This window comes from Clostridium sp. YIM B02506 (assembly GCF_022324845.1).
Taxonomy (GTDB): Bacteria; Bacillota; Clostridia; order Clostridiales; family Clostridiaceae; genus Clostridium_T; species Clostridium_T intestinale.
Genome location: NZ_JAKGTG010000013.1, coordinates 17,731 through 39,353, shown reverse-complemented (window position 1 = coordinate 39,353; position 21,623 = coordinate 17,731). Strand labels below are relative to the sequence as shown.

Sequence of the window (21,623 nt, the reverse complement as noted above, 5' to 3'; positions counted from 1 at the left end):
ATCATATTCTTATTATATCAAAAATGTTCCAATTTAAAAGAAAAATAAAAAAGCTTGCAGTTAAAACACTGCAAACTTAAACTACAATCTTATTATAAATGTTAAATAATAAAATACAACTGTTGCTGAAAAAAGTATGGAGTCGAATCTATCTAAAATCCCTCCATGACCTGGAATTAAATTAGAATAATCCTTAATTCCTACATATCTTTTAACTGAAGATGCTACTAAGTCTCCAAATTGAGAGAAAACTCCACAAAATGCTCCTATAAGAAAGTAATGATATATAGCAATACCAGGTACATAGCTACTTATAAAATATCCAAATATCCCACAAAATATAGTAGCTCCTAAAAGTCCGCCTACTGATCCCTCTATGGTTTTTTTAGGGCTGACTTTAGGATTAAGTTTATGTTTTCCTAAGTATCTTCCAGCATAATAAGCAGTAGTATCACACATCCATGAACCTATAAATATGAGCCAAACTAAATATTTACCTCCATAACTTTGATTTACAAGGTATATGAAAGAAAATAGTACACAAACGTACATAAAACCTAAAAGAGTTAAGGCCACATCTATAAAGGTTATTTCTAAGTTTATTACTGGTATACACAATAATATAAAAGCAGCTAAGATAAGCATATACATTAAAATCAAAAAATCATTATTAAACATATAATATGCTACTAAAAGTACATATCCTGCTATGCTTATAGGTTTATAATTTTGGGATTTAAGCGCTTTATAAAATTCATATAGTCCCATTATAGATAACAAAAGTATTAGGTATTTTAAATAATCCCCCCCTAGATAAACAAATATTACACAAGGTGCAATTATTAACGCTCCTAAATACCTATTATTCGATTTCATAAGGATACCTCCACTATTTGATTCCCCCATATCTTCTATCTCGGTTCTGATAATCAAAAATAGCTCTATGTAAATCTTCCTCTGTAAAATCTGGCCAATTTATGTTAGAATACCAGAACTCAGAATATGCACATTGCCACAATAGAAAATTACTTAGCCTTTGTTCTCCAGAAGGTCTTATTACTAAATCTGGATCAGGCATTTTTTTAGTATAAAGATAATTTGAAAAAAGATTTTCATCTAAAGAATATTTAGATATTTTTTTATCTTCTATGTCTTCAATTATATCCTTAACAGCTGAAATAATTTCATCTCTACCGCCATAGTTAAGTGCAAGATTCATTACAACACCAGAATTATTTTTGGTTTTTTCATAAGCTGAAACCAATTCATCCCTACATGGCTTTGGTAACTTAGTTATATCCCCAATATGATTTATTACCACTCCATTACTATTTAATTCTTCGAACTCATTTTTCAAATACTCTACAAGCAGGTTCATAAGTGCACCAACTTCATCCTTAGGTCTCTTCCAATTCTCTGTTGAGAATGCATATAAAGTTAGGTATTTTACACCAATCTTATCACATTCCTTAATTATTTTTCTTATGGTTTCAACCCCTGCTCTATGTCCAAAAGTTCTAGGTAAACCTTTAGCCTTTGCCCATCTACCGTTACCATCCATTATAATTGCAATATGCTTAGGAATTCTATTATAATCTATATTTACATCATTAGGTTTATTATCTTTTTTACCTTTTAGCCACTTAAACATTTACTATTCCTCCATAATGAATATGGTAAAAAAACCTGCTAGAAAGCAGGCTTTATATTGACATTATCTCTTTCTCTTTGTCCGCTATAATCTTATCTATTTCTTTAACATAGCTATCTGTTACCTTTTGGATATCATCTTCTGCTTTTTTGAATTCATCTTCTGATATATCTCCATCTTTCTTTAAAGACTTAAATTTATCATTCCCATCTCTTCTTATTGATCTTATAGCTACCTTAGAATCTTCTCCAGCCTTCTTAACATTCTTAACTAGATTTCTTCTAGTTTCTTCAGTTAATTCAGGAACTAATAATCTTATTACAGAACCATCATTAGATGGATTTATTCCCAAATCTGACTTTAATATAGCTTTTTCTATATCTTTTAGTAAAGTTTTTTCCCAAGGTGTTATCATAAGAAGTCTTGGTTCTGGAGCAGAAACACTAGCCACCTGACTTAATGGACACATACTTCCATAATAGTCAACTTCAATTCTGTCTAACATAGTTGGATTAGCTCTTCCAGCCTTCATTGTTGAAAGATCAGATTTTAATACCTTAATAGATTTACTCATTTTTTCTTCAGCAGACTTAATAACATCTTTTATCATAAAGAGAACCTCCTTTATTATTTACAAACCATAGTTCCTATTTCTTCACCCATTATAGCCTTTTTAATGTTTCCAGGCTCATCTAAAGCAAATACTAAAATAGGAATATTATTATCCATACATAATGAAGTTGCAGTTGAATCCATAACTTGAAGACCCTGCTCTAAAACTTGTATGTAAGATAGAGAATCATATTTCTTAGCATCTGAATATTTATGTGGATCTTTATCATAAACCCCATCAACCTTCTTAGCTAATAGTATAACTTCCGCTTCTATTTCAGCAGCTCTTAATGCAGCTGTTGTATCAGTAGAAAAATATGGATTTCCAGTACCTGCAGCAAAAATAACTACTCTACCTTTTTCTAAATGTCTCATAGCTCTTCTTCTAATAAAAGGTTCAGCCACTTCCTTCATTTCTATAGCAGTTTGAACTCTTGTCATAACCCCTAAACCTTCTAAGGAATCTTGTAATGCTAAAGCATTTATACATGTTGCTAACATACCCATATAATCTGCTGTAGTTCTGTCCATATCAGATCCATCTCTACCTCTCCATATGTTTCCGCCACCAACAACAGCGCCTACTTCAACACCCATTTCTACTAATTCTTTTATTTCCATAGCTATTCTTTGTGCAACATTAAAATCTATACCAAATCCATTAGCTCCGGCTAAAGCTTCACCTGATAATTTTAACATTACCCTTTTAAATTTACATTTAGACATTAGTTAACCTCCATATCTTTCAAGTTATTTTTAAAAAAAGAGAACACTTTGTGTTCTCTTTTAAATTATTTTGCACCGATTTGTCTTGCAACTTCTTCAGCAAAGTTTTCTTCTTTCTTTTCTATACCTTCTCCTCTTTCAAACCTTACAAATTTGTTTATTGTAATTGGAGAACCTACTTCTTTAGATTTCTCTTGAAGATGTTTAGTTATTGACTTATCTCCATCTTTAACCCAAGCTTGCTCTAAAAGACACACTTCTTTATAATATTTTTGAATTCTTCCCATAACCATTTTTTCAACTATATTTTCTGGTTTGCCTTCGTTTAAAGCTTGAACTCTATATATTTCTTTTTCTTTATCTAAAGCTTCGTTATCAACATCATCTTTGCTTAAGTATGATGGGTTTGCAGCAGCAACTTGCATACAAACATCTTTAGCAACTTCTGCAAGAACTGGAGAAGCTGTATCACATGCTAGTTCAACTACAACTCCGATTCTTCCGCCACCATGTATGTAGCTTTGAACTACTCCATTTTCAACCGCGAATTTTTCAAATCTTCTTACTGTCATATTTTCGCCTAATTTAGCTATTAAAGCTGTTAGAGCTTCTTGAACAGTTTGAGTTTCATTGAATTTTTCAGCAACAAAGCTTTCTATATCTTTAGCTGCACTAGTTGAAGCCATTTCTGCTAATTTTCCAGCAAAACCTACAAATTCTTCATTAGCTGCAACGAAATCCGTTTCACAATTTAATTCAACTATACCAGCAACTTTTTGATCTTCTGATATATAAGTTTTAACTACACCTTCTGCTGCAACTCTGTCAGCTTTTTTAGCTGCTGCTGCCAATCCTTTTTCTCTCAATACTTCTATAGCCTTTTCCATATCTCCGTTAGTTTCAGTTAAGGCTTTTTTGCAGTCCATCATCCCTGCACCAGTTTTTTCTCTTAATTCTTTAACTGATTGAGCAGTAATCATTATTATTCCTCCTTAATATCATTAAGGTAAAAGGTAAATGGAATATATCCACCTACCCTTTACTAAAATTATTCAGTTACTTGTTCACCTTGTCTTGATTCAATTATTGCATCTGAAAGTCTAGCAGTTATTAATTTAACTGCTCTTATAGCATCATCATTACCAGGAATTACGTAGTCAACTTCATCTGGATCACAGTTTGTGTCAACAATAGCTACAACTGGAATACCAAGAATTTTAGCTTCAGATATAGCATTTTTTTCTTTTCTTGGGTCTACAACAAACATAGCACCTACGTTGCTAACATTTAAGTTTCTTATTCCACCTAAATTTTTAACTAATTTTTCTTTTTCATTCTTTAGGTTTGTAACTTCTTTCTTAGGAAGAACTTCGAATATTCCTTCTTCTTCCATTTTTTCTAATTCTGTTAATCTTGCTATTCTAGTTTTTATTGTGTTGAAGTTAGTTAGCATTCCACCTAACCATCTATTGTTAACGAAGTGCATGTTTGATCTAACAGCTTCTTCTTGTATAGCTTCTTGAGCTTGTTTCTTAGTACCAACGAAAAGAATATCTTTTCCTTCTTCAGAAACGCTTTTAACAAACTGATAAGCCTCTTCAACCTTTTTAACTGTTTTTTGAAGATCTATTATATATATTCCATTTCTTTCTGTGAATATATATGGAGCCATCTTAGGGTTCCATCTTCTTGTTTGATGTCCGAAATGAACACCTGCTTCTAATAATTGTTTCATAGAAATTACTGACATTTTGTTACCTCCTTATGGTTAAGCCCTCCATTATCTTCATACATTGTAGATCTTCCTTTTATAAAGGCACCACTCTACAAATAAGATAATGTGTGTATTTCTTACCTCTGATAGTATATCACAGTGTTTTTTATCATTCAATATACTTTTTTAATTATTTACATATTTTTTAATAAAATAATCATAATTTTACTTTTAAAACATAAAAAGAAGGCAAAAGCCTTCTTTTTATCTATTTTATCTTCTTTAATTCGTCTAATAGCTTGTCATTTAAAATCTTAATATGAGTTCCCTTCATACCTAAAGACCTTGACTCTATTACCCCTGCACTTTCAAATTTTCTTAATGCATTTACTATAACAGATCTTGTTATACCAACCTTGTCCGCAATTTTCGATGCAACTAGAAGTCCTTCACTACCTTTTAATTCGTCAAATATGTGTTCTACAGCTTCTAATTCTGAATAAGAAAGGGTACCAATTGCAAGTTGAACCACAGCTTTTTTTCTAGCCTCTGCTTCTAATTCAACTTGCTTACCTCTTAACATTTCAATTCCTACAATAGTAGCAGAATATTCTGCTAAAACTAAGTCATCATCAGTAAATGGCTTGCCAAATCTAGCTAGTAATAAAGTTCCTAATCTTTCTCTATTGCCTATTATAGGCACTATAGTAGATATTTTGTTATCCATATCGCATTTAATTTCACCTTCAAAAACGCAAGTTCCTCTATTATAAAGATTTGAAAGTGATTCTTGTACATTTAGTAGTTTATTGTTGTATTCTTCTGGGAATTTTTTATCCTCAAGAACCTTCTTTTTCATTATTTCGCATTCAAATCCACTAGCGAATGTATGTCCTAACATTTTTCCTCTTCTGCTAACAATATAAACATTGCATTCTAAAACGTCACTTAATAACTCACATATGTCTTCAAATGCTACTGGTTCAGTACCTGATTTTTGTAAAATCTTATTAAGTTTTCTTGTCTTAGAAAGTAGTGTAGACATAAAACTCCTCCTCATGTATCCATATTCATTATCCATAATTCATTTAACTATAAAATATTCTAAAATTTTTGAATTTTTAAAATTTTTAAAAAAGTTCTACATCAATTAATATATCATAGGATTTTTTTATTTTCAACACCCTTTTTCTATTTTCGACAAATCATTCTTTTTCTTCACTCTTTACAGGAACTTTATTTTTACATTCTCCATTAGTACATTCCAAGTATTTGCCTTTAGCTTTTGAGAATCTATATACCATAAATGAACCACATTTATCGCACTTCTCTTTAGCTGGTTCATGCCAACTTACAAAATCGCATTCTGGGTAGTTAGAACATCCATAGAATTTATTACCTTTTTTACTTCTTTTAAGTAATACCTTTCCCCCACATTTAGGGCAAGGTGCATCAACTTCATGTACTATAGGTTTTGTATTTTGACACTCTGGATAACCAGGACAAGCTAAAAAGTCACCAAATCTACCATGCTTAATAACCATCATTCTTCCACATTTATCACATGGTACATCAGACACCTTATCTTCTAAAACTATTTTAGACATTTCACTTTCAGCTTTCTCAAGGGATGTCTTTAATGGAGTAAAAAACTCACCAACAATCTTAGTCCAGTTTTCTGTTCCCTCTTCTACAGAATCTAGCTTAAGTTCCATTTCAGCTGTAAAATCTGTATCAACTATTTCTTTAAAATATTCAGACATTATATTATTAACAATAAAACCCAATTCCGTAGGCACTAATTGTTTTTTATCTCTTACAACATAGTTTCTGCTACTAGTTAAGGTTGATATAGTTGGAACATAGGTACTTGGTCTTCCTATACCCTTTTCCTCTAGTAATTTAACAAAAGATGCTTCAGTATATCTACTAGGAGGTTGAGTAAAATGCTGTTTTGGAGTTAATGAATCTTCCTCTAAAACTTCATCCTTCTCTAACTCTGGAAGTAATACATCTTGATTTTCTTCTTCTGTACTATACTCATATATCTTCATAAATCCTTCAAACTTAACTATTGAGCCTGTTGCTCTTAATTTATAATCACCATTAGTTATAGTTATGGTATTGGTATTTAATAAACAAGAACTCATTTGGCTTGCTACAAATCTCTTCCATATTAAACTATAAAGTTTATAGGCATCATTTGTAAGATTTTCTTTAGCTATTTCAGGAGTAATCTCTATATATGTTGGTCTTATAGCTTCATGAGCATCTTGGATATTCTTTTTACCTTTATACACTCTAGGTTTATCTGGAGTATATTTTTCTCCGTAAGCTCCTTTTATAAAATCTAAAGCTTTTTCCTGAGCTTCACTTGATATTCTAACAGAATCTGTTCTCATATAAGTAATTAAACCTATAGTTCCATGACCCTTTATCTCAACTCCTTCATAAAGTTGCTGAGCTATCATCATAGTTTTCTTTGTCATATAGTTTAATTTTTTATTGGCATCTTGTTGCAAAGTGGAAGTTGTAAAAGGCGGTAGTGGATTTTTTTGTTTATCTGCTTTTTTAACATCCTTTACAACATAATTCCCAGATTTTAAATCTTTAATTACCTTGTCAGCTTCATCTTCAGTATTTATTTCTAATTTTTTATTCTTATATTGAACAAGATTTACAGGAAACTTCTTTTTATCTTTTATTAATTTACATTCTACTGTCCAATATTCTTTAGGTACAAATGCTTTTATCTCTTCTTCTCTATCACAAATTAATTTTAGTGCAGCAGATTGAACCCTTCCTGCACTTAAACCCCATTTAATATTTTTCCAAAGTATAGGGCTAATTTCATATCCCACAAGTCTATCTAAAATTCTTCTTGCTTGCTGAGCATCTACTAAATTTTGATTTATTTCTCTTGATTTCTTTATTGAGCCTTTAACAGCTTCTTTTGTTATCTCATTAAACTCAATTCTACATTTTTCGGTAGTAGGTATCTTTAATATGTGAGCTAAATGCCAAGAAATAGCTTCACCTTCCCTATCAGGGTCAGTTGCCAAATATACTTTATCACTTTTTTTGGCTAACTTCTTTAATTTATCTAAAAGATCACCTTTACCTCTTATTGTTATATACTTAGGAGAAAATTCATTATCTACATCAACTCCTAATTGACTCTTTGGTAAGTCCCTTAAATGTCCCATTGATGCTTCAACGATATAATTTTTTCCCAAATACTTTCCTATGGTTTTGGCTTTAGCTGGCGACTCAACTATTACTAAATTTTGTCCCATTTCTCACTCCTAAATTAGGAGTCTTCACCCCCTTATAAATCAACTAATCCTTGCATAATAGTTTCCTGATAAACTAATAATTTCATTTTCAAGTTGCAATTCAAATAATATACCATAAATTAGAGAAATGTCAATATTACATCTTCTAATTAAATCATTAATATGTATTGGATTCACTCCTATTTCTTTTAGTACTACCCCTTTTTCACCCGAAAAATTCTTACTTGAAGGATCTTTTGATGTTATATTTAGCTCCTTTAAGACATCTTGTACTTCATATAATGGATTAGCTCCATCTATTATTAGTCTATTTGAACCTTTAGCCTGAGGGTTTATAGGGTTTCCTGGAGATACAAATATTGTTTTTCCAAGATCTAAAGCGTATCCAGTAGTGATTAAGCTTCCACTTCTTTCAGCCGCTTCTGTAACAATTAATATTTCACATAAGGCAGCAATTATTCTATTTCTTCTTGGAAAATTATAAGAAGCAGGTTTCTCATACGGTAAAAACTCTGATATAATTACTCCATTTTTTATAATATCATTATATAATTTGTAGTTTGATTTGGGATAGACTACATTTATACCACATCCAAGTACTGCACATGTAACACCATTACCTCTTAAAGCCCCTCTATGTGCTGCTGTATCTATTCCATACGCTCCCCCGCTTATTACCATGACTCCATTTTCAACTAACTCTTTTGATATATGTTCTGTTAACTGAGTTCCTTGCAAAGTGGCCTTTCTTGAACCAACTATAGATACTTTCTTATGAGACTTAATTTTAGAGATATCCCCTTTATAAAAAAGTACATATGGTGGCTCATAAACATGATATAATTCATCCATATAATCTTCATCTCTATAAAATACAGCACCAATATTATTCTTGTGCATAATATCTAATAGTTTTTCAACTTCTTCATCACTGACTCTTTTTATTCTGTCAGAATAATCTTCTTTTATATAATTTGATTTAGATATTTTATAAAGATTATAGATTTCCTCTTCATTATTATATCTGTCTTTTAAAAATCTTTTACAACTCTCAGGCACATTTGAGATAGCCATCCAGATTTTATAAAACATTTCTTCTCTTTTCATATTTATATCACCTCACCATCTATAAATTTCCTATAACTTAATGCCTCATATATATGACTAGCTTTTAATGATTCTTCTCCATTTAAATCTGCTATAGTTCTTGATATTTTAAGTATTTTATAATATCCCCTCATTGATAAATTAAATTTATCATATATTGCTTCTAATTTATCTAGCGCCTCATTATCAACATTAAAAAGTCTCATTATATCCTTACTTTTTACATTAGCATTATGTTTAACTTTTTCATTTTGGTATCTTATAGTTTGTATCTCCGTAGCTGATTTTATATTTTTTATTATCTTTTTACTTAAAGCCTTCTGATTTTTAATATTTCTCTTACTTATATCAACTCTAGGAACATAAGTAAATATATCTATTCTATCTAGTATGGGTTTAGACAACTTACTTAAATATCTCTTTTTTTCTAAATCAGAACACATGCAATCCTTACTAAAGCTTAAATTCCAACCACAGGGGCATGGATTAAAGGCGGTTATTAACATAAAATTAGCTGGAAGCTTAACATTGTTATTTAGTCTACTTATTTGAACTTCTCTATTTTCAAGAGGTTCTCTCAGTTGGTTTATGCACGCTTTATTAAACTGCAAAAATTCATCTAAAAATAAAACACCATTATGAGCTAATGTTACTTCTCCAACTTTCCCTATGCCTCCACCTATAAGTGTTGCTGAAGTACAGGAATGGTGAGGATTTCTAAATGGTCTTCTCACATTTTTAAACATCTCTTCTGATATATCTGTTGTACTATATATTTTGAATATTTCAGCCGCCTCTTCATAGGACATTTCTGGTAGAATATTAGCTATTTTATTAGCTATTAAGGTTTTTCCTGCTCCTGGAGGGCCATAAAAAGATATATTATGAAAACCTGCTGCGGCAATTTCTGCTGCTCTAAGCACACTTTCCTGACCTATTATCTCACTTAAATCTTCTGAAGAGACTTTATTAATTTTGAAGGGTATTTTTTCAGAAGGAAGCTGATCTTTGTAAGTTAAATAATTTATTACACCTTTTAATTCATCAAAATCAAATATATCTCCCTTGTAGAAGAAACTGCTTTGATAAGAGTTTTCTCTTGGAATAATAAATTTATTAAATCCGCCATCTATTCCTGCCTCTAATATAGGAAATAATCCCTTTATCTCTTTTATGTCACCACTTAAGCTAAGTTCCCCTGCTATTATATAATCTTCAACCTGCTCTGCTTCAATTTGTCCACTTGAAATAAGTATGCCTATGCTCATAGGTAAGTCTAATAAAGAGCCTATCTTCTTTAAGTTAGCAGGTGCTAGGTTTATTACTATTCTTCCTAGTGGAAACTTAAACCCCGAATTAACAATAGCTGCCCTAATTCTTTCTTTAGATTCTTTTATAGATTGATCCGCTAAACCTACTATGGTAAAAGAAGGCAAGCCTTTGAATATTTCTACCTCTACCTTTATAACAAAACCATTTAAATTATTTATTGTGGCACTATTTATAATTACCGCCATAAAACCACCTCTAAACTTTAATACTAATATTTTTCTACATTATTAACTTAAAAATATTTTTTTAGTCAATAATTTTAAAGGAGGTATAAAATTATGATAAATAAAAAATCTTTAGGAAATTACGGTGAGGATTTAGCTTGTGAATTTCTCATTAAGAAAGGCTATATAATATTAGAAAGAAATTTTAACTGTAAACTGGGAGAGTTAGATATAATTTGTATGTATAGAGGACTTCTTGTTTTTATAGAGGTAAAATGTAGATATTCATTAAATTATGGTGTTGGAATTGAATCCATAAATTCTACAAAAGTTAAAAGAATTATATCATCCTCAAAGTTCTATATTCACCTTAAAAGTTTATACGACCTAAATGTTCGTTACGATATTATAAATATAGACTTAAATCTAGAAGAAAGTAAAAAAAACATCCAACATTATGAGGATGCTTTTAGACTTTAATTAAGTATTTAATATATTTCTCAGGAAACTCATTCTGTGTATGTCACAAGGACCATGGGTTTTAATTGCTTCAACATGTTTAGGTGTGCCATAACCTGCATTTTCATCAAAATTATATAGAGGATATTTTTTATGGTATTCTTCCATAAGATTATCTCTATACACTTTAGCAATTATTGATGCACAAGCTATTGACGCACTTTTTGTATCCCCTTTTATAACCGCTTGATTTTTTATCTTTATTCCCTTAATCGGATATCCATCTGACAATATTAATTCTGGCTTTATTTTAAGATTATCACAAGCGTCTATGAATATCTTATTGTTGCAGACACCAATTCCTATATTATCTATCTGTTCATTTGTACATAAAGCTATTGAATAGGCAAGGGCTTTTTCCTTTATTTTTTCAGATAACTCTACTCTTTTTTCATGTGAAAGCTGCTTAGAATCTTTTATTTCTAATAATAAATCGTCAGTAGATGCATTTAAATCTAAAATCACAGCACAAGACACTATGGGACCTGCTAAAGGACCCCTTCCTACCTCGTCAACTCCTGCAACATACTTATAATCTCCAAATCCTTTATCAAAAGAATACATTCCTTGTACTCTTTTTATTTCCACTATGTGGTTTTCACATCTTTTTAGAAGTCTACTTCCTAAAGAAGATACATTTTTTCTTTTGTCCTTTATAAGAGACTCCATAAGAAACTTAAATTCTTCATTATTATAATAATCTTTAATTGATATATCTTTTAATGAATCATTTATACTTTTATATGGAAGTTTATCTAAATCTTCATTAAATAAAAACATTTTTACTCCTTTAAGGTAACTCTAAAGTTATATTACCTATTTTTCCACCTCTAAATTCATCTAATAATATTACAGAAATTCTATTGTAATTTATTTCTCCACCTGAGATTATACATCCTCTTTTTCTAGCTATCATATCCATATTTTCTAGAGGAGTTTCTTGTAGATTCTCAAGCTTATATCTTAGTTTTAGATTTTCAGGATAGTTAGTTTGAAGTCTTTCTATTAATTTAAGCGCAAGTTCTTCAATATCCATAATTTCATCTTTTATAGCTCCAGTAAAAGCTAAATTTAAAGCAACTTCTTCATCCTCAAACTTAGGCCATAAAACTCCTGGTGTATCCATAAGTTCTACCCCAATAGATGTTTTAATCCATTGTTTACTTTTTGTTACCCCTGGTCTATCACCTGTTTTAGCTATATTATTTTTTGCCATTTTATTAATAAATGTAGATTTTCCTACGTTAGGAATTCCAACAACCATTACTCTCGTAGTAATTTTTACTAAACCCTTAGCTCTTAATCTAGCGTGTTTTTCTTTTAGAAGTTCATCTAAAGCAGGTTTTATTGATCGTATCCCTTCGCCTTTCAAAGAATTTAAGGCAATTGCTTTTGTATTTCCTTTGGATAAAAATTCAATCCATTTTTTAGTTAACTGAACATCTGTTAAATCACTTTTATTAAGTATTATTAATCTAGGTTTATCTTTACATAAAACATCTATATCTGGATTGGCAGAAGCTCTAGGTATTCTGGCATCTCTTATTTCAACTACTACATCTACAAGTTTTAAATTTTCTTTTATTTCTCTTTTTGTCTTTACCATATGCCCTGGGAACCAATTTATAGCCATGATATCATCTCCTTTTTGTTAAAATCTATCTTTTATGTTTTAATATTAAAATGTATCTTCTTTAGTATTATCTAAACTCATTAAATTCTTTTATATTCTTAAAAATATAAGAATATAAGAAGAAATATTTTTAACTATATAACTATATAACTATATAACTATATAACTATATAACTATATAACTATATATAGTGTTCATGCGGGTTTAGGCTATTTATTCATAATTCACAATTATTTTCATGAATATTTTAAATTCTTTTTATAAATAAAAAAATGGAACTCTAAAGCCCCATTTTTAAGTTCAATTATTTCTTTATTAACTCTTTAACTTTAGCAGCTTTACCCACTCTGTCTCTTAAGTAGTAAAGTTTTGCTCTTCTTACTTTACCGTATCTTACGATTTCAACTTTTTCTATGATTGGGGAGTTAATTGGGAAAGTTCTTTCAACTCCAACTCCATAAGCTAATCTTCTTACTGTGAAAGTTTCTCTAGTTCCACCGTTTTGTTTCTTTATAACAGTTCCTTCGAATACTTGTATTCTTTCTCTGTTACCTTCTTTAACTTTTACGTGAACTTTTACAGTATCACCTATACTGAAGTTTGGTAAATCACTTCTTAATTGTTCTTGTTCTATTAATCTAATTATTTCGTTCATGTGCATTCCCTCCTAAATATTAATTTGACGTTCTTAACAAATTATTTTGCCAGAGGACCGCCCGTACTAGCACAACGATAATTGTAACATATGAAAATGCAATGTGCAACATAATTTTACAATCAGTTTTCTTTTAAAAGCTTTATATCCTCTTTTGATAAAGTTATTTTTTTAAACATGTCTGCTCTTCGCTCTTTGGTTATTATTAAAGACTGCTTTCTTCTCCATTTTCGAATGTTCTCATGATGTCCTGATATTAATACGTCAGGTACCTTTTTTCCTTCAAATACTTCTGGTCTAGTATATTGAGGATACTCTAATAATCCATCATAAAAAGATTCCTCTTGATAACTTTCCTCTTTTCCAAGAACTCCTGGAATAAGTCTTACTATGCTATCTACAATAGGAATACAAGCCATTTCTCCACCAGTTAAAACAAAATCTCCAAGGGATATTTCCATATCTATATAATCATAGACTCTTTCATCTATACCCTCATAATGTCCACATAAGAAAATAAGTTCACTCTCTTTTGATAACTCTTTAGCTAGACTTTGATTGAATGTTTTTCCTTTAGGTCCTAAAAAAATCACTTTACCGTTATTATTTTTTTTGGTTTCTATTATAGAAGATACTATTGGTTGAGGTGCCATCACCATTCCAGCTCCTCCACCATAAGGATAGTCATCAACTTTTTTATGTTTATTTAAGCTATAATCTCTAATATTTATAGGCTTTATGGATAATATTTCTTTCTCTTGAGCCTTACCTATTATAGAGTGATTAAAGATATTAAACATATCAGGAAATAAGGTTAATATATTAATCTTCATCTTGCCATTCCTTCACAGGTTTAATAACTATCTTTTTATCTTCTACATTAATGTCTAATACTATTTCCTTAAGTACAGGAATTAATAATTCTTTTATCCCTTTAACCCAATAAACATCGTTGCTTCCTGTTTTTATTACATCATAAACCTCACCTAATGGAGTTTCATCTGTATCAAATACAGAACAACCTATTAAATCTGCTATGAAATATGTATCTTTAGGTAGCTTAACAGCATCTTCCCTAGATACTTTAAGATACTTCCCTTTAAGTCTAATAGCGTCATCCATAGTATCTACGCCTTCAAGCTTCAATATAACACGATCTTTTTGGAATTTATAGCTAAGTATTTGTACTTCTTTGTTATCTATAATAACTTTTTTTAATTTTTTAAATCTCATAGGATCATCAGTTAATGGGAATACCTTAACTTCTCCCTTAACCCCATGAGTATTTACTATTTGACCAACATTTAAAAATTGTTCCAAGGATATTCCTCCTTAATTAAAAATAAAGAGCTAGGCCAACACCTAACTCTTATTAAATAATTTCTACTACTACTCTTTTGTTTTCTTTAACTGCTGCTGCTTTTACAACTGTTCTTATTGCTTTGGCTATTCTTCCTTGTTTTCCTATAACTTTACCCATGTCTTCTGGGGCAACCTTAAGTTCAAGGATAAGGGATTGCTCACCGGCAACCTCCTTAACTTCAACAGCATCTGGATTGTCAACTAAAGACTTGGCGATAATTTCTACTAAATCTTTCATATTGACTGCTAGGGATATCCTTAGCAGAGTTCACCTCCCAGATATTATTTGTTAATTCCTGCTTTAACGAATAACTTTTTAACTATATCAGTTGGTTGAGCACCATTACCTAACCATGCAGCTGCTTTATCAGCATCAATTTTGATTTCTGCTTCTGGTTTAGCTACTGGATTGTAGTATCCTATTTCTTCGATGAATCTACCATCTCTTGGACTTCTTGAGTCTGCAACTACTACTCTATAGAAAGGAGCTTTTTTTGCACCCATTCTTCTTAGTCTTATTTTTACTGCCATGCTTTTCACCTCCTTTAAAAGTTAAGGTATACTATTTCAAAAAGGGAAGATTTCCAAATAGTCCATTTTTGCCTTTTTTACCTTTTTTCATATTTTGAGTTAAACCCTTAAATTGCTTCATTTGTTTTCTCATAGCTTCGAAACCTTTAAGAAGTTTATTAAGTTCTTGTATGCTTGTTCCTGAACCATTTGCTATTCTCTTCTTTCTAGATGAAGATGATGAAACAAGCTGTGGATTTTTTCTTTCTTTTGATGTCATGGATTGAATTATAGCCTTAGATCTAGCCATTTGCTTTTCTCCAGCTTCTAAATCAACTCCTTCAAGTTGTTTAGAATTCATTCCAGGTATCATTTCTAAAACTTTATTTATAGGACCTAACTTATTCATTTGTTCCATTGCCATTAAGTAATCTTCAAAGTTAAAGTCCGAAGTTAACATTTTCTTTGATAAAGCTTCTGCATCTTCAGTGTCTATGGCTGCTTGAGCTTTCTCTATAAGAGATAATACATCTCCCATTCCTAATATTCTTGATGCCATTCTGTCTGGATAGAATACTTCTAAGTCGCTCATTTTTTCCCCAACACCAACAAATTTAATTGGTTTTTGAGTCATACTTCTTATAGAAAGTGCAGCTCCACCTCTTGTGTCACCATCAAGTTTTGTTAAAATAACTCCTGATATGTCTAGAGAGTTATTAAAGGTTTCAGCTACATTTACTGCATCCTGTCCTGTCATAGAGTCTACTACTAATAATATTTCATTAGGTTTTACTCCTGATTTTATATCTTGTAGTTCTTCCATAAGAGTTTCATCTATATGAAGTCTACCTGCTGTATCTATTATAACTATATTATTACCATTTTCTCTTGCACTCTTTATACCAGCTTTAGCTATGTCTACTGGGCTTATCTTATCTCCCATAGTAAACACTGGAATATCTATGCTTTTACCTACAACCTCAAGTTGTTTTATAGCTGCTGGTCTATAAACATCACAAGCTACTAATAGAGGTTTTTTATTTTTCTTTCTTAAGGATAAAGCTAACTTACCACACATGGTAGTTTTACCTGCCCCTTGAAGTCCTACAAGCATAATAACTGTTGGACCTGCATCAGCATAAGATATCTTGCTTTCAGCTGTACCCATTAGTTCTGTTAATTCATCATTAACTATTTTTATCACTTGTTGTCCTGGAGTTAAACTTCCTAAAACTTCTTCTCCAACACATTTCTCACTAACTTTTGATATAAAAGATTTTACTACCTTAAAGTTAACATCTGCTTCTAATAGAGCAAGCTTAACTTCTCTCATGGCTTCTTTTATATCTTTTTCATTTAATTTTCCTTTTCCTCTTAGCTTTTTTAAAGCGTCTTGCAACTTTTCTGATAAACCTTCAAAAGCCATGACAAACCTCCTATAGACTATTTATATTCTCAAAAATTTTACCCATATAATCTATGATTTCATCTGATGCATTAAATTTCTCTTTTAGATCTTTTATAGCATCTTTAGTTATGTTAATTCTTGAATTATTTTTACTCATCAATTGAAGCTTTTTCTCATATTCTAATAAAATCTTATAACATCTTTTTATTAAATCATGAGTAGCCTGCCTTGAGGTTTCATTTATCTCAGATATCTCCGAAAGAGAAAAGTCTTCATTATAATAAAGATCCATTATATTCTTCTGCTTTGGAGTCAATAAATTGCCGTAGTGATCTAGCAGAATAGAAACTTCAAATCTGTCTTCCATATAACCACCTTACCTACCTAAATGATAATAACAGATAAAAATAATGGTGTCAAGTATTTTTACTTAACACCATAAAATTTAAAATAAAGCTTCAACAAAACCTTCAGCATCAAACTCTTGAAGGTCGTCAATACCTTCACCTACACCAATATACCTCACTGGTACGTTTAAATGTTGTTTAATAGAAATTACAACTCCACCTTTAGCTGTTCCATCTAATTTAGTTAATATTATGCCATCAATAGGGCATACCTCTTTAAATTGTTTAGCCTGAATAACAGCATTTTGACCTGTGGTTGCATCTAATACTAAAAGAGTTTCCCTTTCAGTATCTCCCATTTCTCTATCTATAACTCTGTTTATCTTTTCAAGTTCATTCATAAGATTTTTTTTGTTATGAAGTCTTCCAGCTGTATCTATTAATAATCTATTTACTTTTCTAGACTTTGCAGCTTGTAGAGCATCATACACAACTGCTGCTGGGTCAGATCCTTCTTGATGTTTAACAATATCAACCCCTGATCTTTTGCTCCATATTTCTAACTGGTCTATAGCTGCTGCTCTAAAAGTATCTGCTGCTGCTAATAAAACCTTTTGCCCTTCATTTTTCATTTTAGATGAAAGTTTTCCAATAGAAGTAGTTTTTCCTACTCCATTTACACCTATAATTAAAATTATTTTATTATCAGGTTCTTTTTTATCTTCAACATCCTTAAGAAGCATATCTCTAATAACTTCTTTAAGAGCTGGTCTAACCATCTGTGGATCTGCAATTTTTTCTTTTCTAATTTTTGCTCTTAGCTCTTCTATAATATCCATTGTGGTTTCCATACCTATATCTGAAGTAATTAGTATTTCTTCTAATTCCTCATATAAATCTTCATCAATGGTTACAGCCAGGTTTAATACCTCATTTATTTTATCTGTAAAATTATCTCTTGTTTTACTTAATCCTTGTTTTAGTTTGTCAAAAATTCCTCCAAACACTGTACATCCTCCTATCTGCCTTGTAAATTTACTGAAACTATTTTAGATATTCCTTTTTCCTCCATAGTAACCCCGTACATTATGTCTGATGCTTCCATAGTACCCTTTCTATGAGTAACTACAATAAATTGAATGTTTTCAGAGAACTTTCTTAAAAATTCTGCATATCTATATACATTTGCATCATCTAAAGCAGCCTCTATTTCATCTAATATACAAAATGGAGTTGGTTTCATCTTAAGTATACCAAATAATAATGCAATTGCTGATAAAACCTTCTCTCCACCAGACATAAGATTTATATTTTGAACTTTTTTTCCTGGGGGCTGAACGTTAATTTCTATATTTGAAGTTAATTCATCACCTTCTCCAAGTATAAGTTCTGCACTTCCACCTTTAAATAATTCTCTAAAGGTTTCACTAAAATATCCATTTAATATCTTAAAGTTCTCTATAAATACCTCTTTCATTTTTGAGGTCATGTCACTTATAACTTCTAATAAGTCTTCTTTTGCTTTTTCTAAATCTTCTTTTTGACTACTCATAAAAGTATATTTTTCTTTAACTTCTTTATATTCTTCAATAGCACCAACATTAACAACCCCAAGAGCTGTAATTTGACTTTTTAATGTAGTAATTTCTCTCTTATGGTCAACTTCGTTTATAACATCATTAGCTTTTTCAAAAGCTTCTGCATAAGTTAAAGAAAATTCCTCATTTAATCTGTTATAATAATTTTCTTTTTCTATATCATATTTAGCTTTACCCATCTCTAATTTATGATATTCATTTTCTGATTTTTGAAGAATTTGATTTAATTCATCAACTTCTGTTTGTACCTTGTTCATATTTTCTTTTATAGAAATTCTTTTGATTTCACTTTGCTTCCATATTTCTTCAAACTTTTCTACTAAAGACCTTAAGTTCTCAATTTCTTTAGTGTTTTTATCTATATCTTCGTTAGATATCTTTTTAGTCGCTATCCCATTTTTTATAGAGGTTTCTATTTCCCTTACTCTATTTACACAGGAATTTTGTTCTTCTTCTAACCTATTTAATTCTCTAAGTTTACCTGATATAAATTCTTCTAAAGAAGCTTTTTTTATTCTATTATCAGTTATTTTATCACGATTTTCAGTTATTGAAGCCTTTGCATCTTTTAAGTTTTCTTCAATTGATTTTATTAAAATCTTATTATCTTCCTTACTTTCAGAAGTTTTAATAATAATCTCTTTTATAACTTTAAAATTATCATTTAGTTCTAACTGCTCTTTAATTAATCCCTCATATTTAACTTCTATATCTTCTATTGAACTTTGCAATTTTAGTTCTTCATTTTGAATGTTTTTAATTTCATTTTGAAGTTTTGCAATTTCTATATTATTAAAATGAATTTGATCTCTTTTATTTAAATTATCCTCATCTAGTTTTTTAAGATTCTCTCTTAATGAAATCAGTTCAGTTTTAAGCTTTTCTGATTCCTCTTCTAAAGATGCATATCTTATCTTTAACTCTTCAAGTTCTCTTTTTCTGCTTATTATAGAACTATTTTTCCCACCATAGTTTCCACCTGTTAATGCTCCACCTGGATTAACAATTTCTCCTGTTAAGGTAACTATCTTATAAGAGTAAGAGGTTTCCTTTGCAACCCTTAAGGCTCCATCCATAGTATCTGTTATTATAGTTCTTCCTAAAGAATAATTAATAGCATTATCGTACTTTTTATCATAACTAATTAAGTCAGAAGCTAATCCAATATAACCTTGAATTTTGGTTATTTTTTCATTTATTGAAGCCTTTTTCCCCTTTATTATAGATAAAGGTAAAAAGGTGGCTCTTCCTAGTTTGTTATCCTTCAAATAATTAATTAATCTCTTTGCTATAACTTCATCTTCAGTAATAATATTAGAAATAGTTCCTCCTAAGGCAATTTCAATGGCTGTTTCTAAATTTTTAGGAACAGAAATAATTTCACCAAGGATTACACACTTATCGCTTAAATTCCCAATACTACCTTTAGACATATGCTCCATAAGAAGCTTTACAGATTTATTATATCCTTCAAAATGCTTTTCTAAATTATTAAGCATTTTATAAGTTGCATCTGTTCTATTTATCTCTATGTTTATTTCTCTATACTTTTTTTCATTTGCATTTAAATTTCCTTGAAGTTTTGTCATAGAGTTTTTATTTTCTAGTATTTCTTTATCTAAAATTTCTGTTTTTTCCTTAAACTTTTCTACTTTTTCATTTATCATTAGTCGAGTAGAGTAATTAATAGCTATTGAGCTACTTAAATTTTCTTTATCCGTTTTAAGGTTAACTATTCTTTCCTTAATTGTTTCAATAGAATTCTCTATTATATTATTTTCTTTTTCTAGTTCTGCAACTTTTTTATAGGTATCAATTTCTTGTTGTTTTAAACTATTTACCTTATCTTCTTCTTTAGATATTTCTTCTAAAAAAATGTTTGTTTCTTTATCTAAATTCTTTATAACTTCTTCTATTTTTGATATATTTTCTTTTTCCTTACTTATCTCTTCTAAAAGTACAGCCTTACTTTTTTTAAGTTCTTCACTTTTTTCTAAAAGACTTATCTTTTCTTTATTATTATTCTCTATAAGTTCTTCTATGTTTGTAATTCTTTCTTTTAAAATCCCAATTTCTGAATTAAGTTCTCCTATTTTCTCTTTTCCTTGAAAATACTCAATTCTTTCTTGATTTGTTTGACTATCTATCTTCTCAATTTCATTTTGATAGATATTTAATTTACTTCTTTTATCTTTTATTTCTTCTCTTAAAGAATTATTTTTCATTTCTATATCATATATATTCTCAGCATATACTTTTATATTTTTTTCTATGTTATTTATATGATATATGAGTAAGTCAATTTCTTTTTCCTTTAGTGAATTTGAAAAATCAATAAACTTTTCAGCCTTTATACACTCTATCTCTAAAGGCTCTATACGTTCCTCATAAGTAGATATTATATCATTTATTCTAATTAAGTTTTCATCTGTATTAGCTAATTTTTTTTCTGATTCATCTCTTCTAGATTTAAACTTAACAATACCAGCTGCCTCTTCTAATAAAGATCTTCTCTCATCAGCTTTACCACTTAAGATTGCGTCAATTTTACCTTGTCCAATTAAAGAATACCCTTCTTTACCTATACCAGTATCCATAAATAAAGTAGTTATATCCTTTAACCTGCATTGAGAGTTATTAATAAGATATTCACTCTCTCCAGATCTATATATTCTTCTTGTTATAGTTACATCTGAATAGTCTAAAGGTAATTCCTTATCATAATTATCTAAAGTTAAAGATACTTGTGCTACTCCCACAGGTTTTCTATAATGGGTTCCTGCAAAAATAACATCCTCCATCTTACCGCCTCTTAAGGTTTTAATACTTTGCTCACCCAAAACCCATCTAACAGCATCAGAAATATTACTTTTACCACTCCCATTAGGTCCAACAACAGCAGTAACCCCTTTATCAAATTTTAATTCTGTTTTGTCTGCAAAGGATTTAAATCCTCTTATTTCTAACGACTTTAAAAACATATAGCAC

General features: G+C 30.1%; 22 protein-coding genes. 1 reads left to right on the top strand and 21 read right to left on the bottom strand.

The annotated features are described in order from the left end of the window. Nucleotides 1-81: 81 nt before the first annotated feature. From L1S49_RS11445 to L1S49_RS11400, 10 genes are all read right to left on the bottom strand, one after another. Nucleotides 82-876, bottom strand: coding sequence for a phosphatidate cytidylyltransferase (locus L1S49_RS11445; RefSeq protein WP_238904494.1), 795 nt, complete (start codon nt 874-876; stop codon nt 82-84). Between the two features lie 13 nt (nt 877-889). Then, a complete protein-coding gene (locus L1S49_RS11440) occupies nt 890-1,651 on the bottom strand; it encodes an isoprenyl transferase (RefSeq protein WP_073015977.1) in 762 nt (253 codons plus the stop codon). Between the two features lie 52 nt (nt 1,652-1,703). After that, the gene (frr, locus tag L1S49_RS11435) at nt 1,704-2,261 is read right to left on the bottom strand and encodes a ribosome recycling factor (protein WP_073015976.1); all 558 of its coding nucleotides are present in this window, start codon (nt 2,259-2,261) and stop codon (nt 1,704-1,706) included. Between the two features lie 17 nt (nt 2,262-2,278). After that, nucleotides 2,279-2,989 carry a UMP kinase gene (gene pyrH, locus L1S49_RS11430; protein WP_073015975.1) on the bottom strand — a complete coding sequence of 237 codons (711 nt, stop codon included), beginning with the start codon at nt 2,987-2,989 and terminating at the stop codon, nt 2,279-2,281. 65 nt (nt 2,990-3,054) lie between these two features. After that, a complete protein-coding gene (gene tsf, locus L1S49_RS11425) occupies nt 3,055-3,969 on the bottom strand; it encodes a translation elongation factor Ts (protein WP_238904492.1) in 915 nt (304 codons plus the stop codon). A 68-nt stretch (nt 3,970-4,037) separates the two neighbouring features. Beyond that, complete coding sequence (gene rpsB / locus L1S49_RS11420; protein WP_073015973.1) at nt 4,038-4,739, bottom strand: 30S ribosomal protein S2; 702 nt, start codon at nt 4,737-4,739, stop codon at nt 4,038-4,040. 232 nt (nt 4,740-4,971) lie between these two features. Beyond that, nucleotides 4,972-5,748: a GTP-sensing pleiotropic transcriptional regulator CodY gene (codY, locus tag L1S49_RS11415; protein WP_073015972.1), complete on the bottom strand. Its 777-nt coding sequence runs from the start codon at nt 5,746-5,748 to the stop codon at nt 4,972-4,974. 160 nt (nt 5,749-5,908) lie between these two features. Further along, nucleotides 5,909-7,999, bottom strand: a complete 2,091-nt coding sequence (topA, locus tag L1S49_RS11410) for a type I DNA topoisomerase (protein WP_238904490.1) — start codon at nt 7,997-7,999, stop codon at nt 5,909-5,911. Between the two features lie 39 nt (nt 8,000-8,038). Then, complete coding sequence (gene dprA / locus L1S49_RS11405) at nt 8,039-9,106, bottom strand: DNA-processing protein DprA (protein WP_238904489.1); 1,068 nt, start codon at nt 9,104-9,106, stop codon at nt 8,039-8,041. Between the two features lie 2 nt (nt 9,107-9,108). Further along, nucleotides 9,109-10,623, bottom strand: coding sequence for a YifB family Mg chelatase-like AAA ATPase (locus L1S49_RS11400; protein WP_238904487.1), 1,515 nt, complete (start codon nt 10,621-10,623; stop codon nt 9,109-9,111). Between the two features lie 93 nt (nt 10,624-10,716). Here L1S49_RS11400 and L1S49_RS11395 point away from each other — a divergent pair, with 93 nt between their 5' ends. Beyond that, nucleotides 10,717-11,082, top strand: a complete 366-nt coding sequence (locus L1S49_RS11395) for a YraN family protein (protein WP_238904485.1) — start codon at nt 10,717-10,719, stop codon at nt 11,080-11,082. Here the strand turns inward: L1S49_RS11395 and L1S49_RS11390 are convergent, their stop codons facing one another. From L1S49_RS11390 to smc, 11 genes are all read right to left on the bottom strand, one after another. Continuing rightward, complete coding sequence (locus tag L1S49_RS11390; RefSeq protein ID WP_238904483.1) at nt 11,083-11,901, bottom strand: ribonuclease HII; 819 nt, start codon at nt 11,899-11,901, stop codon at nt 11,083-11,085. A gap of 10 nt (nt 11,902-11,911) precedes the next feature. Beyond that, nucleotides 11,912-12,754 carry a ribosome biogenesis GTPase YlqF gene (gene ylqF, locus L1S49_RS11385; protein WP_021802121.1) on the bottom strand — a complete coding sequence of 281 codons (843 nt, stop codon included), beginning with the start codon at nt 12,752-12,754 and terminating at the stop codon, nt 11,912-11,914. A 305-nt stretch (nt 12,755-13,059) separates the two neighbouring features. Continuing rightward, entirely contained in the window at nt 13,060-13,410 is a 351-nt protein-coding gene (gene rplS, locus L1S49_RS11380) for a 50S ribosomal protein L19 (RefSeq protein WP_021802122.1), read from the bottom strand. Between the two features lie 122 nt (nt 13,411-13,532). Further along, nucleotides 13,533-14,243, bottom strand: a complete 711-nt coding sequence (gene trmD / locus L1S49_RS11375; protein WP_238904482.1) for a tRNA (guanosine(37)-N1)-methyltransferase TrmD — start codon at nt 14,241-14,243, stop codon at nt 13,533-13,535. Then, a complete protein-coding gene (rimM, locus tag L1S49_RS11370) occupies nt 14,233-14,730 on the bottom strand; it encodes a ribosome maturation factor RimM (protein ID WP_238904480.1) in 498 nt (165 codons plus the stop codon). The genes trmD and rimM overlap by 11 nt, the downstream gene beginning before the upstream one ends. Nucleotides 14,731-14,782: 52 nt before the next feature. Then, a complete protein-coding gene (locus tag L1S49_RS11365; RefSeq protein WP_021802125.1) occupies nt 14,783-15,010 on the bottom strand; it encodes a KH domain-containing protein in 228 nt (75 codons plus the stop codon). Nucleotides 15,011-15,054: 44 nt separating this feature from the next. Beyond that, nucleotides 15,055-15,303: a 30S ribosomal protein S16 gene (gene rpsP / locus L1S49_RS11360; RefSeq protein WP_021802126.1), complete on the bottom strand. Its 249-nt coding sequence runs from the start codon at nt 15,301-15,303 to the stop codon at nt 15,055-15,057. Between the two features lie 31 nt (nt 15,304-15,334). Continuing rightward, entirely contained in the window at nt 15,335-16,708 is a 1,374-nt protein-coding gene (ffh, locus tag L1S49_RS11355) for a signal recognition particle protein (RefSeq protein ID WP_073015965.1), read from the bottom strand. A 10-nt stretch (nt 16,709-16,718) separates the two neighbouring features. After that, nucleotides 16,719-17,057 (bottom strand): putative DNA-binding protein, encoded by a 339-nt coding sequence (locus tag L1S49_RS11350; protein WP_073015964.1) that lies wholly within the window; start codon nt 17,055-17,057, stop codon nt 16,719-16,721. A gap of 78 nt (nt 17,058-17,135) precedes the next feature. Next, nucleotides 17,136-18,044: a signal recognition particle-docking protein FtsY gene (gene ftsY / locus L1S49_RS11345; RefSeq protein WP_073015963.1), complete on the bottom strand. Its 909-nt coding sequence runs from the start codon at nt 18,042-18,044 to the stop codon at nt 17,136-17,138. Nucleotides 18,045-18,055: 11 nt separating this feature from the next. After that, on the bottom strand, nt 18,056-21,616 hold the full coding sequence (gene smc, locus L1S49_RS11340) for a chromosome segregation protein SMC (RefSeq protein WP_238904477.1): 3,561 nt from the start codon (nt 21,614-21,616) through the stop codon (nt 18,056-18,058). Nucleotides 21,617-21,623: the final 7 nt, after the last annotated feature.